Origin of the sequence: Amycolatopsis sp. NPDC058340, from assembly GCF_042723975.1 — a bacterium.
Taxonomy (GTDB): domain Bacteria; phylum Actinomycetota; class Actinomycetes; order Mycobacteriales; family Pseudonocardiaceae; genus Amycolatopsis.
This window is the reverse complement of sequence record NZ_JBHXIB010000005.1, coordinates 301129-317625: the sequence shown is the minus strand read 5'-3', so window position 1 is coordinate 317625 and position 16497 is coordinate 301129. Positions and strand designations below refer to the sequence as shown.

General features: G+C 69.1%; 15 protein-coding genes and 1 pseudogene. 10 read left to right on the top strand and 6 right to left on the bottom strand.

What is annotated here, in order from left to right:
- Window positions 1-37 precede the first annotated feature (37 nt).
- Together ACFWIW_RS09765 and ACFWIW_RS09760 are read right to left on the bottom strand one after the other, a co-directional pair.
- A complete protein-coding gene (locus ACFWIW_RS09765) occupies window positions 38-1393 on the bottom strand; it encodes a glycoside hydrolase family 28 protein (protein WP_378368027.1) in 1356 nt (451 codons plus the stop codon).
- A gap of 69 nt (window positions 1394-1462) precedes the next feature.
- Entirely contained in the window at window positions 1463-2023 is a 561-nt protein-coding gene (locus tag ACFWIW_RS09760) for a hypothetical protein (RefSeq protein WP_378368026.1), read from the bottom strand.
- 156 nt (window positions 2024-2179) lie between these two features.
- On the opposite strand from ACFWIW_RS09760, the gene ACFWIW_RS09755 reads away from it, so the two are divergent.
- Window positions 2180-2665 (top strand): hypothetical protein, encoded by a 486-nt coding sequence (locus tag ACFWIW_RS09755; protein WP_240599758.1) that lies wholly within the window; start codon window positions 2180-2182, stop codon window positions 2663-2665.
- On the opposite strand, the gene ACFWIW_RS09750 is transcribed toward ACFWIW_RS09755, so the two are convergent.
- Entirely contained in the window at window positions 2646-4664 is a 2019-nt protein-coding gene (locus ACFWIW_RS09750) for a thioredoxin domain-containing protein (protein WP_378368025.1), read from the bottom strand. The two genes, ACFWIW_RS09755 and ACFWIW_RS09750, sit on opposite strands and share 20 nt — an antisense overlap.
- Window positions 4665-4727: 63 nt before the next feature.
- Between ACFWIW_RS09750 and ACFWIW_RS09745 the strand changes: the two genes are divergently transcribed.
- Both ACFWIW_RS09745 and ACFWIW_RS09740 read left to right on the top strand, forming a co-directional pair.
- Window positions 4728-6095 carry a 3' terminal RNA ribose 2'-O-methyltransferase Hen1 gene (locus tag ACFWIW_RS09745; protein WP_378368024.1) on the top strand — a complete coding sequence of 456 codons (1368 nt, stop codon included), beginning with the start codon at window positions 4728-4730 and terminating at the stop codon, window positions 6093-6095.
- Entirely contained in the window at window positions 6092-8584 is a 2493-nt protein-coding gene (locus ACFWIW_RS09740) for a polynucleotide kinase-phosphatase (protein ID WP_378368023.1), read from the top strand. Before ACFWIW_RS09745 ends, ACFWIW_RS09740 begins: the two co-directional genes overlap by 4 nt.
- Before the next feature lie 70 nt (window positions 8585-8654).
- Here the strand turns inward: ACFWIW_RS09740 and ACFWIW_RS09735 are convergent, their stop codons facing one another.
- The gene (locus ACFWIW_RS09735) at window positions 8655-8957 is read right to left on the bottom strand and encodes a hypothetical protein (protein WP_378368022.1); all 303 of its coding nucleotides are present in this window, start codon (window positions 8955-8957) and stop codon (window positions 8655-8657) included.
- Window positions 8958-9851: a mycothiol conjugate amidase Mca gene (mca, locus tag ACFWIW_RS09730; protein WP_378368021.1), complete on the bottom strand. Its 894-nt coding sequence runs from the start codon at window positions 9849-9851 to the stop codon at window positions 8958-8960. It abuts the gene before it with no gap.
- Window positions 9852-9997: 146 nt separating this feature from the next.
- On the opposite strand from mca, the gene ACFWIW_RS09725 reads away from it, so the two are divergent.
- From ACFWIW_RS09725 to ACFWIW_RS09715, 3 genes are all read left to right on the top strand, one after another.
- Window positions 9998-10453, top strand: a complete 456-nt coding sequence (locus ACFWIW_RS09725; RefSeq protein WP_378368020.1) for a DUF4307 domain-containing protein — start codon at window positions 9998-10000, stop codon at window positions 10451-10453.
- Window positions 10454-10652: 199 nt separating this feature from the next.
- Window positions 10653-11153, top strand: coding sequence for a transcription elongation factor GreA (gene greA / locus ACFWIW_RS09720; RefSeq protein ID WP_016337198.1), 501 nt, complete (start codon window positions 10653-10655; stop codon window positions 11151-11153).
- An 81-nt stretch (window positions 11154-11234) separates the two neighbouring features.
- Entirely contained in the window at window positions 11235-12038 is an 804-nt protein-coding gene (locus ACFWIW_RS09715; protein WP_378368019.1) for an MBL fold metallo-hydrolase, read from the top strand.
- A gap of 116 nt (window positions 12039-12154) precedes the next feature.
- Here the strand turns inward: ACFWIW_RS09715 and ACFWIW_RS09710 are convergent, their stop codons facing one another.
- Window positions 12155-12628, bottom strand: a complete 474-nt coding sequence (locus ACFWIW_RS09710) for an Lrp/AsnC family transcriptional regulator (RefSeq protein ID WP_038508367.1) — start codon at window positions 12626-12628, stop codon at window positions 12155-12157.
- Between the two features lie 122 nt (window positions 12629-12750).
- On the opposite strand from ACFWIW_RS09710, the gene hppD reads away from it, so the two are divergent.
- From hppD to ACFWIW_RS09690, 4 genes and pseudogenes are all read left to right on the top strand, one after another.
- Window positions 12751-13950, top strand: a complete 1200-nt coding sequence (gene hppD, locus ACFWIW_RS09705) for a 4-hydroxyphenylpyruvate dioxygenase (protein WP_378368018.1) — start codon at window positions 12751-12753, stop codon at window positions 13948-13950.
- Between the two features lie 199 nt (window positions 13951-14149).
- Window positions 14150-14704, top strand: coding sequence for a YbaB/EbfC family nucleoid-associated protein (locus tag ACFWIW_RS09700; RefSeq protein ID WP_378368017.1), 555 nt, complete (start codon window positions 14150-14152; stop codon window positions 14702-14704).
- 32 nt (window positions 14705-14736) lie between these two features.
- Complete coding sequence (locus ACFWIW_RS09695) at window positions 14737-15051, top strand: type VII secretion target (RefSeq protein WP_016337203.1); 315 nt, start codon at window positions 14737-14739, stop codon at window positions 15049-15051.
- A pseudogene (locus ACFWIW_RS09690) lies at window positions 15051-16497 on the top strand (hypothetical protein); the annotation flags it as partial. The gene ACFWIW_RS09695 and the pseudogene ACFWIW_RS09690, both read left to right, overlap by 1 nt.

Sequence of the window (16497 nt, the reverse complement as noted above, 5' to 3'; positions counted from 1 at the left end):
CAAGCCTGCCGCACCGCATGGGGAAGCGCAGGACGAATCAGACCGGTTCCCCGTTGATCGTCGTGTTCTCGAATCGCAGGTCGTCGACGTGTTCCAAGGTGTTCGCCGTGTTCGCGACGCCGTCGAAGCGGCAATCGCTCACCCGCAGCCCCCGAACGTGTGAGCTGGGCAACCCCCGGACGTCGAACGCCGCTCGCCCGCATTTCGTACCGGTGGAACGGCTGAGGGTGAACGGCCCGAACCGGGGCACGTGCGCGTCGGTCTGTCCGTTGTAATCCGGCAGGACGTACACGACCGAGCGGGCGAACGTGCCGGAGACCTGAGCGAGGTTGACGTTCTCGGTGAACCCGCCGCGCAAGGTGTTCGACTTGACGTACAGTCCGTACTTCGTCTCGCCGGTGACGGAAAGCTGGTACGCGTAGACGTTCCGGATGCCGCCGGTCTGTTCGCTGCCACAGGTGATCGCGCCCCAGTTCCCGTCCATCACGCAGTTCGCGACGACGATGTTCTGGCACGGCACGCCGATCCTGCGGCCGTCGGCGTCCCGGCCCGATTTCAGCGCGACGTTGTCGTCGTGCGCGCCGAGGTGGGAGTTCACGATCACGACGTGGTCGCAGGACTCGGGATCGCAGGCGTCGGTGTTGGAACGGGCGGTGCTCGCGTCGGTGCGGACGCCGTCGATCGTGACGTTCCGGCAGAGCGTGGGATGCAGCTGCCAGAACATCGGGTTCTTCAGCGTGATCCCTTCGATGAGCACGGTGTCGCACGAGTACGGCTCGACGAACGTGGAGCGCATGGCGTGCCCGGAGCCGGGAACGATCCGCTTCTCCGGCGGGATTCCCTTGGCCACCAGCGATTCCAGGTATTCGCGGTCCTTGCCCTTGTTCCAGGAGGCCGTACCCGCCGCGTCGAGGACGCCCTTCCCTGTCACGGCGATGTTGGTTTCCTTGTACGCGTAGATCATCGGCGACCGGTTCACGCACTCGATGCCCTCGTAGCGGGTGAGCACGTTCGGGAACTTCGAGGCGTCGGAACCGAAAGCGAGTACGGCGCCCGCCGCGAGATGCAGGTCCACGTTGCTCCTGAGGTACACCGCACCGGTGACGAAGGTGCCCTTCGGCACCACGACGCGTCCGCCACCGCGCGCGTTGGCGGTCTCGATCGCCTTCCTGATCGCGGCGGTGTCGTCGGTCTTCCCGTCACCCCTGGCGCCGAAATCGAGCACCGGGAACGTCCGGTCCGGGAAGACCGGCCGTTTCGTCCGCGCGACGATGGCTTCGGCCGCGGGCCAGGGAAGGGCGGGGGCCGCCGAGGCGGTGGGCGCGAGCAGTGGGCTCGCGGCCACCACGAGACCGCCCTTGATCAGCCGACGCCGGGAGAATCTGCCGTCCATGACGCCTTCTTTCGCAAGTTGACTTCGGTGAAGACGGCGGAATCCCGACTCTACGGGCGGACCCCTGCCTCAGGAAAGATCCGGTCCCTGTGAGCGGAGATCGTCGACCTTGGTCATCGCTTCCCGGAGCTCGGCGAGCCAGGCGTCCGCGTGTTCGCCGACCAGCTGGACCGCCCAGGCGAGCGCCTCCGACCGCGACCGCGCGACGCCCGCGTCGACGAGGGTGTCGAGTACCAGGCGTTCCGGCTGCCGCAGCCTGGTCATCACCGGCGCCGAATGCGTGGTGAACAGGTGCCGCGTGCCGCCGAGGCTCGCACCCCAGGCGACCTTGCGCTGATAACGATGCTCGGCCTGGCGCGCGATCTCGATCCGCGCGTCGCGGGTCTCCTCGCGGAACCGGCTGATCCGGCCGTCCTCGGCCGCCGCGCGGGCGGCGTCGTCGGCGTATTCCCCGGTGAGGGGCTGGAGTTCACCGACGATGACGATCTCTTCGCGATCCACCGTGACCTCGGGGTCTCCGGTGAACCAGCCCTCCGGGAGCCTGCCGCCGAACCACGCGGCCGCGTCGTCCGCCGCCGGGATGTCCGCCTGCTGCCAGCCGCCCCGGCCTTTCCAGCTTCCGCGTCCCATACGCCTCACCTCCGTGATTACACAATTACAACGCTACCGACGCTACGCGCGCAACGACCGATATTCACGCGTGTTCTCCCCCGGCGAAAACCCGGGGCAACCTGATGACCTGCGCGGACGTGTTCCCACCAGCAGTGGACGAGGAAGGGGAACCTCATGCTCAAGAAGGCCATGATCGGCGCTCTCGTGCTCGGAGCCGCCCAGCTGGCGGTGATCGCGCCGGCCGCGGCGACCACCGATCCCAGCTGGTACCTCGGCCCGAGCCCGCTCGGGCCGGGCGAGCAGATCTACGCCGAAACCAGGGCGGGCGCGGGCGGCTGTGTCCCGGAAGGCCCGGTGACCTCGCCGGGGCTCGCCGAGCCGATCGGGTGGACCATCGGCGGGAACTTCGGGAAGTACGGCGGGTACGGACGCGTGGTGAAGACACCCGGCAAGTACGTCGCGACCCTCGAATGCACCGATGGCCGCAAGTCGACCCGGACGTTCACGGTGACGGGGGTCCCGCCGTCCAGCACCACGAAGCCGCCGAAACCCACCAAGACCACGCCGAAACCGAAGCCGAAGCCTCAGGTCGCGGTGAAGCCGGTCGGGGCGCCGCAGACCGGTGGCGGCGCTTTCGCCCCTATGGCGTGGGACTGGTGAGCTGAGACCGCAGCTCGTCCGCGGTGGTGACCGGGCGCTCGCATACGTACCCGCGGCACACGTATGCGGCGGCGGCGCCGTCGACGAGCGGCCGATCGGCCAGCAGCGGCACGCCGTCCGCGTCCGGTGTCCCGCTCACGACGACGGCGCCGTCCGGCGACGACGCGACCGCCGCGGCCAGCAGATCCGCGCGTGAAGCGGCATCCGGGCCGACGACGGCGACCTGCACCGGGCCCGCCGCGGCGGCTTCGGCCACGGTGAGCCAGTGCCCGGCGAACCGCGGTGCGTGGGCGGCGAGCCGTCCCGCGCGGGCGAGCGCCTGTTCGGCCGCCTCGCGGTAGCGGCCGGCCTGATCGTGCCCGGCCAGCACGGACGCGGTCAGCAAGGCGTTCGCCAAGGCCGAGGCGCCCGACGGGCTCGCGTTGTCGGTCGGGTCGGAAGGCCGTTGCACCAGGACTTCCGCGTCGTCGGCCGTGTCGTAGTAGGCACCCGCCGAGTCCGGGACACCGAAATGGGCCAACGCGAGGTCCAGCAAGGAGACGGCGTCGGCGAGCCACCGCGGTTCCCCGGTCGACTGATGGAGTTCGAGCAGTCCCTCGGCGAGGCACGCGTAGTCCTCCAGCACCCCGGCCGTCGTGCCGACGACGCCGTCGCGGGAGGTCCGGCGCAGGCGTCCGGCCACGAAATGAGTGTCCATCAGGAAAGCCGCCGCGCGCGCCGCCGCTTCGATCCACTGTGGACGATCAAGCCGCGAGCCCGCCTTGGCGAGCGCGCCGATCGCGAGGCCGTTCCACGCGGCGATCACCTTGTCGTCGCGGGCGGGCTGGGGGCGTTCGTCACGGGCGGCCAGCAGCGCACGACGGACCCGCTCGTACCGTGTTTCGTCCTCTGGATGCGGTTCACGCAGCCGCAGTGTCGAGGCGCCGTGCTCGAAATTGCCCTGTTCGGTCACCTGGAACAGCTCGGCCGCCCAAGCGCCGTCCTCCTTGCCGAGCACTTCGGCGAGCTGCGCGGGCGTCCAGACATAGGTGAGCCCCTCGACGCCATCGGTGTCCGCGTCGAGCGACGCCGCGAAACCGCCTTCGGCCGTCCCGAGGTCGCGCAGCAGGAACTCCGCGGTCTCCTCGACCGCTCGCCGCGCGTACCCGTGCCCGGTCACGCCGTGGAACTGCGCGTAGAACCGCAGCAGCAAACCGTTGTCGTACAGCATCTTCTCGAAATGCGGCACTTCCCAGCGCGCGTCGACCGAGTACCGCGCGAACCCGCCCGCGAGCTGATCGTTCAGCCCGCCCAGCGCCATCGCCTCGGCGGTGTGCTCGACCATGGCGAGGCCGGAACCGGTGCGTTCGTGGTGGCGGAGCAGGAAGTTCAACGCCATCGTCGGCGGGAACTTCGGCGCTCCCCCGAATCCGCCGTTCCCGGTGTCGAACTCCTTGCGCAGCGTGGCGGCCGCGGCGTCCAGCGCGGCACCGTCCACAACGGACTCGGGCAGCGGCCCGCTCTTCTCCGTGAGGTGGGCGATGATCTGCCGCGCGCCGGTACGCAGCTCGTCCGGGCGCTCGCCCCATGCCTCGGCGACCGCGACGAGCAGCTGCGAGAACGACGGCATCCCCGGGCGCGGCGACGGCGGATAGTAGGTGCCGCAATGGAACGGCTCCCCCTCCGGCGTCAGGAAACAGGTCATCGGCCAGCCGCCCTGCCCGGTCATCGCCTGCGTGGCCGCCATGTACACCGAGTCGATGTCCGGACGCTCCTCGCGGTCCACCTTGATGTTGACGAAGTTCGCGTTCATCAGCGTCGCGGTGGCTTCGTCCTCGAAGGACTCGTGCGCCATGACGTGGCACCAGTGGCAAGCGGCGTAGCCGACCGAGAGCAGGATCGGCACGTTCCGCCGTTTCGCCTCGGCCAGCGCCTCCTCGCCCCATGGCCACCAGTCCACCGGGTTCCCGGCGTGCTGCAGCAGGTACGGACTGGTCGCGGCCTTCAGGCGATTCGACATGTCATCAGGGTCGCATGCGGAAAAGCGGGGGCGCAGAACGGCCGTCTGCGCGACACTCTCCGGGTGCTCCTGACCATGACCACCACCCGGAACCCGGCCACCGACCTCGGCTTTCTCCTGCACAAACATCCGGAGAAGGCGCAATCGCTCACGCTCTCGGCCGGGACGGCGCACGTCTTCTACCCGGAGGCGGCCGGCGAACGCTGCACGGTCGCGCTGCTGGTCGAAATCGACCCGGTCGACCTCGTTCGCGGCGGTGGCACGTCGCTGACCCAGTACGTCAACGACCGCCCGTACGCGGGCGGCTCGTATCTGGCGGTGGCGCTGCGGGCGGCCTTCACCACGGCGCTGGCGGGCCGGTGCGCGAACCGGCCGGAGCTGGTCGACGAACGCCTCCCGCTGGAGATCCACGTCCCGTCGCTGACCGCGCGAGGCGGCGCCGAGGTCGTCCACAAGCTGTTCGAACCGCTCGGCTGGCAGGTCGAAGCGAAGACCATCCCGCTCGACCCCGAGTTCCCGCAGTGGGGCGATTCCCGCTACGTCGATCTCCGGCTGACCGGCACCCAGCGCGTCGTCGACGCGTTGCGGCACCTGTACGTCCTGCTGCCCGCGCTCGACGGCGACAAGCACTACTGGATCGGCCAGGACGAAGCGGACAAGCTGCTGCGCGCCGGCGAAGGCTGGCTCGCCGGGCATCCGGAACGCGACCTGATCACCAACCGGTACCTCGAACGACGCCGCCCGATCGTCTCGTACGCGCTCGACCGGCTCGCCGAAGCGGACGACGTGCCGGCCGAAGCCGAAGCCCGGGTCACCGAGCAGCCGGACCGGCCGGAACCGCTGGCCGTCCAGCGCCAGGGCAGTGTGCTCGCGGCACTCCGGGCGGCGGGCGCACGGCGCGTGCTCGACCTCGGCTGCGGTGGTGGCGCGTTGCTGCGTGTGCTGCAGAAGGAGCCGTCGTTCACGGAGATCGTGGGTGTCGACGTCTCCGCGAGCGCGCTCGACATCGCCGACAAGCGACTGAAGGACAAGACACGGATCACCCTGAAGCAGTCCGCGCTGACCTACGCGGATCCGTCGCTGGCCGGATACGACGCGGCCGTGCTGATGGAGGTGATCGAGCACGTCGACGAGGAGCGCCTGCCCGCGCTGGAGCACGCCGTGTTCGGGGTCGCCGCGCCGCGGACCGTGCTCGTCACGACGCCGAACGCCGAGTACAACCGGCACTTCGAATTCCTCGAGGAAGGCCGGTTCCGGCACGCCGACCACCGTTTCGAGTGGACACGCGAGCAGTTCCGCACGTGGGCCGATGGCGTCGCGGCACGGCGCGGCTACGACGTCCGACACCTCCCTGTGGGACAGGAGTCCCAGGAATCAGGACCGCCGACCCAAATGGCGGTCTTCACGTCTCGGAAGGAGGCCGTGGCATGAAACTGACCATCCCCGACATGTCCCTCGTCGTGCTCGTCGGCGCCTCCGGCTCCGGCAAGTCGACCTTCGCGCGGACGCATTTCGCGCCCACTCAGGTGCTGTCCAGCGACTACTTCCGCGGCCTGGTGGCCGACGACGAGAACGACCAGAGCGCCTCCGGGGCCGCTTTCGACGTGCTCCACTACGTCGCGGCGAAGCGGCTCGAAGCGGGCAGGATCACCGTCATCGACGCGACGAACGTCCAGCGCGCGTCGCGGGCGAGCCTGCTGAAGCTGGCGAAGGAGTACGACGTCCTGCCGACGGCGATCGTGCTGGACTTACCCGTGAAGGTCTGCCAGGAACGCAACGAGGCCAGGCCGGACCGCGATTTCGGCGAGCACGTCGTCCGGCGTCAGCGCGGCGAACTGCACCGCTCGCTGAAGTCGTTGGAACGCGAGGGTTTCCGCCGCGTGCACGTGTTGCGGAGCGAGGCCGAGATCGCCGAAGCGGAGATCGTCGTCGAGCCGCTGCGCAACGACCGTCGCGACCTGACCGGACCGTTCGACGTCATCGGCGACGTCCACGGCTGCCGTGAGGAACTGGACGAGCTGCTCACCGAACTGGGGTACGTCGACGGCGTGCACCCGGAGGGACGGACCGCCGTGTTCGTCGGCGACCTCGTCGACCGCGGGCCCGACACGCCGGGCGTGCTGCGGCGGGTGATGGCGATGGCCGAGGCGGGCAGCGCGCTGGTCGTCTGCGGGAACCACGAACAGAAACTCGTCCGCGCGCTGAACGGACGCAACGTCAAGACCACGCACGGCCTCGCGGAATCGCTGGAGCAGCTTTCCGCGCAGGACGAGGACTTCCGCGCGAAGGCGCATGCCTTCTGCGAAGGACTCATCGCGCACTACGTCCTCGACGGCGGCAAACTCGTCGTCGCGCACGCGGGCCTGCCCGAGAAGTTCCACGGACGCGCGTCCGGCCGGGTGCGGAGCACCGCGCTGTACGGCGACACCACCGGCGAGACCGACGAGTACGGCCTGCCGGTGCGGCTGCCGTGGGCGCGGGACTACCGAGGGAAGGCAACGGTCCTTTATGGACACACGCCGACACTGGAGCCGGAGTGGATCAACGGGACGATGTGTCTCGACACGGGCTGTGTGTTCGGCGGCAAGCTGACCGCTTTGCGTTACCCGGAGCGGGAAGTCGTCTCGGTGAAGGCGAAGAAGGTCTGGTACGAGCCGTCACGTCCGCTCGAACCGGCGCGGCCGCTGGGCGGACGCGAGCCCGCGGTGCTGGAACTGGGCGACGTCACCGGGAAGCGGATCGTCGAGACCCGGCACCACGGCCGGATCGGGATCTCCGCCGAACAGTCGGCGGCGGCGCTCGAAGTGATGAGCCGCTTCGCCGTCGACCCGCGCTGGCTGCCGTACCTGCCGCCGACCATGGCACCGTGTTCGACGTCCGACGTGGACGGCTACCTCGAACACCCCGAGGAGGCCTTCGCCGAGTTCCGCGCGGCGGGTGTCGATCACGTCCTGTGCGAAGAGAAGCACATGGGCTCGCGCGCCGTCGTGCTCGTGTGCCGTGACGACGACGTTGCTCCCGCGCGGTTCGGGATCCAGGGCTCCGGCGCGGTCTACACCCGCACCGGGCGGCCGTTCTTCACGCCGGAACAGAACGCGCGACTGCTCGCCGGTGTGCGGGAAGCCGCGTCGGACCTGTTCGAGGAACTGGACACCGGCTGGCTGCTGCTCGACACGGAGTTGCTGCCGTGGAGCGCGAAGGCCGGGTCGCTGATCTCGGGCCAGTACGCGGCTGTGGGCGCGGCGGCGCAATCGGTGCTGCCCGCCGCCGTCGCTTCACTGGACACGGCCGCCGCCCGCGGGATCGACGTGTCGGAACTCTTGGCGCGCACCAGGACTCGCGAGTCCACTGTGGACGCGTACCGGCAGGCGTACCGGCGGTACTGCTGGCCGACCGACGGCCTCGACGGCGTCCGGCTGGCGCCGTTCCAGATCCTGGCGTCGGAGGGGCACGCGTACCACGACCGGCCGCACGAGTGGCACCTTTCGCTGCTGGACCGGCTCACCGGCGACCTGTTCACGCGCACACGGACACTGGCCGTCGACACGACCGACCCGGCGTCCGTGGCGCGCGGCGTCGCATGGTGGCTTGAGCTGACCGGCGCGGGCGGGGAGGGCATGGTCGTCAAACCGGCGGCGAACCTGACCCGTGGCGCGCGCGGGCTGGTTCAGCCGGGAGTGAAGGTGCGCGGGCGCGAATACTTGCGGATCATCTACGGGCCGGACTACACGCTGCCGGAGAACCTTTCGCGTCTTCGGAAGCGGGGTCTCAACCGGAAGCGGGCGCTGGCGCTGCGGGAGTACGCGCTGGGGCTGGAGGCGCTGGAGCGGCTGGCGCGGGGCGAGCCGCTGTGGCGGGTGCACGAATGCGTGTTCGCCGTGCTGGCGCTGGAGTCGGATCCGGTCGACCCGCGCCTCTGACGCGCTTCTGACGCGCTTCGGCTCGTGAGTGGCAAGGACGGTTAGAACCGTCCTTGCCACTCACGAGGCGTCAGTCGGACTTGGCGGTCGGTTTCTCCGTCTTCGCCGCGGGCTCCTCCGCGCCGGCCTTCGGAGCCTCGGGCGCCTCCGGCTCGTCGAAGCTCTCCGGCAGCCGCTTCAGGTGCTTGGTCATCGACCGCACCAGCAGCGCGACGGCGATCAAGAACAGGATCAGGATCAGGAAACCCACCGGCGACGACTTGCCGAAGTCCTCACCTTGGCCGCCGTTGTCGCCGTTGCCGGGCTGCTGCGCCAGGAACTGCGACGACACCGTCACCGGAATGACGGCGAACGCCGGCACCACGAAACTCATCTAGCCCTCCTTCAAGCCGGCGAACAGATCGTCCTCCGGCAGGGTGCTGTCCACCAGTGAGCGGACCAGCTCGTACTCCTCGGTCGGCCAGACCTCGCGCTGCAGGTCGCGCGGGACGGCGAACCAGCGGCTGTTCGGGTCGATCTGGGTGGCGTGCGCCTTGAGCGCTTCGTCACGCTGCTCGAAGTACTCGCCGCATTCGACGCGGGTGGTCACCCGCTCCATGACGTCGGCCTTGTCCGGGTCCCACGACTTGAGCCACTCCTCGTACGGCGACTCCAGGCCGCGCGCGAGCAGGCCCTCGTGGAACACGGTCATCCTGGCGCGCGAGAACCCGTGCACGTAGTACAGCTTCATCGGCTGCCACGGCTCGCCCGCGTCCGGGTACCGGTCCGCCTCGCCCGCGGCGTCGAAGGCCGCGACCGAGATCTCGTGCGTGCGGATGTGGTCGGGATGCGGGTACCCGCCGTTCTCGTCGTAGGTGACGATCACGTGCGGGCGGAACTCGCGGATGACCTTCACCAGGGCACCGGTGGACTCTTCGAGCGGGATGACCGCGAACGAGCCCTCGGGGACCGGGGGAAGCGGGTCGCCCTCGGGCAGGCCCGAGTCGACGAACCCGAGCCAGGTGTGGCTCACACCGAGGATCTTGGCCGCGCGGGCCATCTCCTCCCGGCGGATCTCGGTCATGTTGGCCAGTACTTCGGGACGGTCCATGGCCGGGTTCAGCACACTGCCCGCTTCGCCGCCGGTGCAGGTCACGACCATGACCTCGTGCCCCTCGGCGGCGTACTTGGCCATGGTGGCGGCACCCTTGCTCGACTCGTCGTCGGGGTGCGCGTGCACCGCCATCAGGCGGAGGCGTGACTTCGGCGGTTCTTCGGCAGACACCATGCTCCGAACGTCCCCTTCTCGTTCCCTATTCCCCTCCAGACCCTGCCTGACGGCCCGCCCGGCCGGGCGCGGATACTCGAGGGGAACCACTCGCATACGACCCCATTGTCCCTGCGAGCACGACGACACCAACCGGGAGGCCCGGGTTGAGCACGGGACAGGACGCTCCCACCGCGGAAAACACCCGGACGGACGTGCCCGAAGGCCGGTACGGCAAGACCCGTGCCGCGAAGCCCGCCCGCTGGCGGCGGCTGGTGTTCGGCGTGATCGCACTGCTGGTCAGCGGCGGGATCGCCTATGTCGCGTACACGAATTTCGGCAGCGCGCCCATCGAGGGCGAACGCGTCTCGTTCGACGAGAAGCCGGGGGACGCGATGGAGATCACCATCAACGTGACCAGGGACGATGTGAACCGTCCCGGCGTCTGCGTCGTCCGGGTCCGCGACAAGGCCGGCGCGGAAAGCGGCCGTAAAGAGGTCCTCGTTCAGCCTGGTTCGAAGAACAGCCGGGTGACGACCACCATCAAGAGCATCGGAAAGCCGGTCACGGCTGATATCTTCGGATGCTCATACGACGTACCACGGTACCTGTCAAGGCCATAGCGGCCAACGGGGTGAAACAGGCGCCCAACGCCGAGGCGCGACCGAATTCCACCGGCGGCGATACCTCGCGCCGTGTTACTCTGATCTACCGGCACGGCCCAAGACGGGCCGTGTTTTTCCTTTATCTCAGCCAGGCCGGCGCGCCATGCCGGTCCGGTGGCCGGCTTGTACACCCAAGCCTGGCAGGCCCTACTAGGAGATGGTGACCGTGAGCGACACAAAGGTGACCTGGCTGACCCAGGATGCCTACGACAGGCTCAAGCAGGAACTCGACCACTACATCGAGCTCCGCCCGGTCATCGCTGCGAAGATCAACGACAGCCGGGAAGAGGGCGACCTCAAGGAGAACGGCGGCTACCACGCCGCCCGTGAGGAACAGGGCCAGCACGAGGCCCGTATCCGCCACCTCCAGGAGCTCCTCCGCTCGGCCAAGGTGGGCGAGCCGCCCGCCAACGACGGCAGCGCCGGACCGGGCAAGGTCCTCACCGTGCGTTACGACGGCGACGACGAGGACGAGAACTTCCTCTTGGCGACCCGTGAAGAGGGCACCGAGGGTGACCTGGACGTCTACTCGCCGGAGTCGCCGCTCGGCAAGGCGCTGCTCGGCGCCAAAGAGGGCGAGACCCGCGAGTACGAGCTGCCCAACGGCAGCATCCAGAAGGTGACCCTCGTCAAGGCCGTGCCGTACACCGGCAAATGAGCCTCCCGCGCGCCCGGCCCGATATGGCCGGGCGCGCATATGAGCCGTTAGCGTGACCTCCGGAGAATTCTGGAGGGAACCATGAGCGAGCTACCCATCTGCGTCGCCTGCGGCATGCAGTACGCGGAACCCAGGTCCGACTGCCCGATCTGCGAGGACGAACGTCAGTACGTCCCGCAGGCCGGTCAGCGGTGGACCGATCTGAACACCGTCCGCGCGAGCGGGACGTACACGGCTCGCGTCGAGGAGCAGGGCCCCGGCCTCATCGGGGTCGGCTCCACGCCCAACTTCGCCATCGGCGAGCGGGCATTGCTGGTCAAGGCCGGATCCGGCAACTTCCTGTGGGACTGCGCGGGCTACATCGACGACGATCTGGTCGCGAAGGTCCGCGAACTCGGCGGGATCACCGGCATCGCGATCAGCCATCCGCACTACTACACCACGATGGTCGAGTGGGCCCACGCCTTCGACGCGCCCGTCTACCTGCACGAAGGCGACCGGCAGTGGATCGGCAGGCCGGATCCGTCGATCAAGCTGTGGAGCGGCGCGACCCTCGACGTCGCCCCCGACCTGCGGCTGATCAACCTCGGCGTGCATTTCGCCGGCGGGACCGTGCTGCACTGGCCGGACGGCGAGAACGGCCGCGGCGCGGTGCTCTCGGGCGACATCCTGCAGGTCATCCCCGACCGCCGCTTCGTCGGCATGATGTACAGCTACCCGAACCTGATCCCGGAACGTCCCGAGGTCGTCCGCCGCGCCGCCGAGATGCTCGAACCGTACGAGTTCGAGGCGATCTACGGCGCCTGGTGGGACGCGATCATCCGCACCGACGGGCACGAGGCGGTCCAGCGGTCGGCGAAGCGGTATCTGAGCCAGGTGGGCTAGCTCTGCGCCAGCCGGGGCGCTCACGACCGACTCCGTCGGTGTCGCGAAAGCCACTTTCGGGACATCTGACGTCGCGAAAGTGGCTTTCGCGACGTCAGCCGCCTGCGCCCCGCCCGCTAGCTCCGCGCCAGCCGTTCCAGCAGCGGCCGTACGCGCGGCGGAACCGGCGTCGACAACGCGATCGACGTCGACGTCCGCCGCACGTACGGCGCGCCGACCACCTCGTCCACCACCCGCTGCAGGTCGTCGTTGTTGCGCGCCACCATCCGCACGAAGAGATCGCCCTGCCCGGTCGTCGCGTGGACCTCGCAGACCTCGTCGATGGCGGACAGCGCCTCCGCGACCTCGGCCCGGCGGCCCTGCGCGATCTCCAGTACGGCGAACGCGGTGAGGCCGTATCCCATCGCCGCGAGGTCGAGTTCGGGCGGGAACCCGCCGAGGATCCCGCGTTCGGTCAGGCGGTCCAGCCTCGCCTGCACGGTGCCCCGCGCGACGCCGAGACGGCGGGCGCATTCGAGCACACCGAGCCGGGGCGAGTCGGTGAGCAACAGCAGCAGCCGCGCGTCCAGTGCGTCGAGCGCTTCCGACATCGGGCCTACCTCCTGAACAGGTTGTCCACTTTGACCGCGTGTACCCCTCATCGACTGGTCATAGTGCGCAGTGAAATCTTTGACCGTTGCACATTTTGTCACGCGCTCGGATGCTTCAGGGCATGACGCACACAGTGGAACCCCAGGGTGCTCTTGACGACGTGAGCTACGACCAGCTGCGTCAGCTCGTCGGCCTCGTCGACCACGACTCTTCGACCGACCCCTTCCCGGTGAAGTCGATGGACGCGGTGGTGTTCATCGCGGGCAACGCCACGCAGACCGCGTGGTTCTACCAGGTCGCGTTCGGCATGCGGCTCGTCGCGTATTCCGGCCCGGAGACCGGGAACTTCGAGCGCAAGTCGTTCGTGCTGAAGTCCGGCTCGGCCCGCTTCGTGATCACCGGCGGCGTCAAGCCCGACTCCCCGCTGCTCGATCACCACCGCCGCCACGGCGACGGCGTCATCGACCTCGCGCTGGAGGTCGCCGACGTCGACCGGTGCATCGAGCACGCCCGCGCACAGGGCGCCACCGTCCTCGAGGAGCCGCACGACGTCTCCGACGAGCACGGCACCGTGCGCGTCGCCGCGATCGCGACCTACGGCGAGACCCGCCACACGCTGGTCGACCGGTCGAAGTACACCGGCGTCTACCTCCCCGGCTACGAGCCGCGGGAGAGCAGCGTCGTCCGCCCGGAAGGCGCGCCGAAGCGGCTGTTCCAGGCCGTCGACCACTGCGTCGGCAACGTCGAACTCGGCAAGATGGACTACTGGGTCGACTGGTACCACCGCGTCATGGGCTTCGTGAACATGGCGGAGTTCGTCGGCGACGACATCGCGACCGAGTACTCGGCGCTGATGAGCAAGGTGGTCTCCAACGGCAACCACCGTGTCAAGTTCCCGCTCAACGAGCCGGCGATCGCGAAGAAGAAGTCGCAGATCGACGAGTACCTCGAGTTCTACGGCGGCGCGGGCTGCCAGCACATCGCGCTGGCCACCAACGACATCGTCGCGACGGTGAAGGCGATGCGCGCCGCGGGCGTCGAGTTCCTCGACACCCCGGATTCCTACTACGACGACCCGGAGCTGCGCGCGCGGATCGGTGAGGTCCGGGTGCCGATCGAGAAGCTCAAGGAGCACCGCATCCTGGTCGACCGCGACGAGGACGGCTATCTGCTGCAGATCTTCACCAAGCCGATCGGCGACCGCCCGACGGTGTTCTACGAGCTCATCGAGCGGCACGGTTCGCTCGGCTTCGGCAAGGGCAACTTCAAGGCGCTGTTCGAGGCCATCGAGCGTGAGCAGGAGCGCCGAGGCAACCTCTGACCCCGGCAGTTCGCAGGGCGTGAAAGGGCTCTTCATCGCACTTCGTGTGGTGAAGGGCCCTTTCGCTGCGTGACGGGCCCGACTTTGTCGGCGGAGGGTGGTACACCGGATGGGAACTAAACTTCGAACGCACCCGGAACCGGACGCCTCTCCGGACCGTCAGTGTGAAGACGTCAGCACGCAGCTTGGAAGGGTCCCGATGCCGGACAACGTCGACGCCAGCGAACGCATGGTGGACAACTGGACGAAGCAGATCCAGGAGACCGCCGCGCGCTATCAGGCGATGGCCGCCCGCATGCAGGGCCAGACCGTGACCGAGCGGTCGAAGGACAACACCATCGAGGTCACGGTCGACTCGAAGGGCCTCCTCACGAACCTCGTCATCTCCGAAGCCGCGAGCGGCAAACGGATGGCGGAGGTCTCGTCCCAGGTCATGCGCCTCGTGCAGCTCGCGCAGTCGCGGATCCCGGAGCTGCTGCAGGCGGCGATGGCCGAGACCGTCGGCACCACCGACGAGACGGCGAACAGGGTGATCGCGGAAGCGCAGAGCACCTTCCCGGAAGCTCCGCCGGAGGAGGATCTCGCGCCGCCGGAGCCAGAGCGGCACCACCGCTTCGGCCCGGAGGAGGACGAGCCCTCGCCGCCCACGCAGGCGAACCCGCCCCAGAATCCACCTCAGCCGAAGCCGATCCCGCGCCGCCGCCGCACGCAGGACGACGATGACGACGACTTCGGCGGCAGCATTCTTTCGTAGCCGTCCATCCGGCCTGGTAGAGGGGAGAAACCATGGCAGGCAAGGGTTTTGAGCTCGGCGCCGACCTCGACGCGCACGCAAAGCAGATCGACGGCATCGCCGACGGCCTGCGCACGGCGGTCGACGCCGCGCAGCAGGTGAGCATGCCGACCGACGCGTACGGCATCATCTGCCAGCCGTTCCGGATGATGCTCGACCCGGTCGAGGAGTTCGGCATCAACGCGCTGAACAAGGCCGTGGAGGCCGCGACGGCGGTGGCGAACAACGTGCGGTCCGCGTCGAACGCCTACCAGGCGCAGGACGAGAACTTCGCCGCCGAGTTCAAGAACGCGCAGGTGCCCGACTGATGCCCGAGGGAAACCCGCTCGTCGCGAAGGCGCCGACGGATGGTGACGGCCCGGGTCCGCTGACGGCCGGGAACAGCGAATACGGCTACGCGGCGGGCATCGGTGTCGCCGAGTCGGCCATGGACGCCTTCAACGGCATCTCGAACGGCGACTGGATCGGCGGAGGGCTCGGTGTACTGAGCCTCGCCGGCGAACTCGCCAGCGCCGCGATCGACCCGTTCGGCTATCTGATGTCGTCGGTGGCCTCGTTCCTGATGGAACACATGCAGCCGCTGAAGGACATGCTGGACGCCGTCGCCGGCGATCCGCCGGTCATCCAGTCGTACTCCGAAACCTGGGGCAACGTCGCCAAGAAGCTGGAAGACACCCAGGTCGAGTTCTCGAACGCGGTCAAGAACGGCACGACGGGCTGGACGGGCGAGGCGGCCGACCAGTACCGCAAGCAGGCCGCGGAACAGGCCGAGGCGATCAGCGGCGCGGCGACGGTCGCGGGCGCGATCAGCACCGTCGTGATGATCTTCGGCGAGATCGTCGCGTTCGTCCGCGAATTCATCCGCCAGCTGATCGCGGACGCGGTCGGCAAGCTCATCGCGTGGGTCATGGAGACGGTGTTCTCCCTCGGCTTCGGCACGCCCGTGGTGGTCGCGCAGGCCGTCACCGCGATCGCCAAGTGGGCCGCGAAGATCGCCGACAAGCTCAAGGAACTGTGCGACGCGATGCGGCGGGTCTCGCCGCTGCTCGGCAAGCTGGCCGACGTCTTCGAGAAGATCATCAAGATCTTCGGCAAGATCGCGGGCAAGGTCACCGGCCTGGACGTGATCAACACCAAGAACATCAAGACGGGCGGGTTCATCCAGCGCGGCGGCAGCGGCGGCGGTTCCGGTGGGTCCGGCGGCGGATCCGGCTCGGGTTCCGGGGACGGCCCGGACGGCGACGGTCCGGGCAGCGGCAGCGGCTCCGGCGATGGATCCGGCGGCGGCAACTCCGGCGACACCAGCAGCGGCCCGAACGACGGCTCCAGCGGCGGCAACTCCGGCGACACCAGCAGCGGCCCGAACGACGGCTCCAGCGGCGGCACCCCGTCGAACACCACCCGCGGTGGCGACGGTGGCGGCCCGTCTTCCCGCTCCGATGGCGGCTCCCCCAACCGCACCGGCGAGGGACCGTCCACTTCGGACGGAAACTCCGGCGGAACACCCGACGGTGGCGGTTCCCCCAGCGCCGCCCGCTCCGACGGCGGCTCTCCCGGCGATTCCGGCACCCCGAACCGCGCGTCGGACGGCGGCTCGCCGAGCCCGAACCGCGCGGACACCGGCGGTTCGCCCAGCCATACCCCCGACAGCGGCTCCTCGACCCCGAACACCCGCGCCGACAGCGGTTCCCCGGCCCCGCACACGCGGGCGGACACCGGCGGCTCCCCGAGCCACACCCCGGACAGCGGCTCCG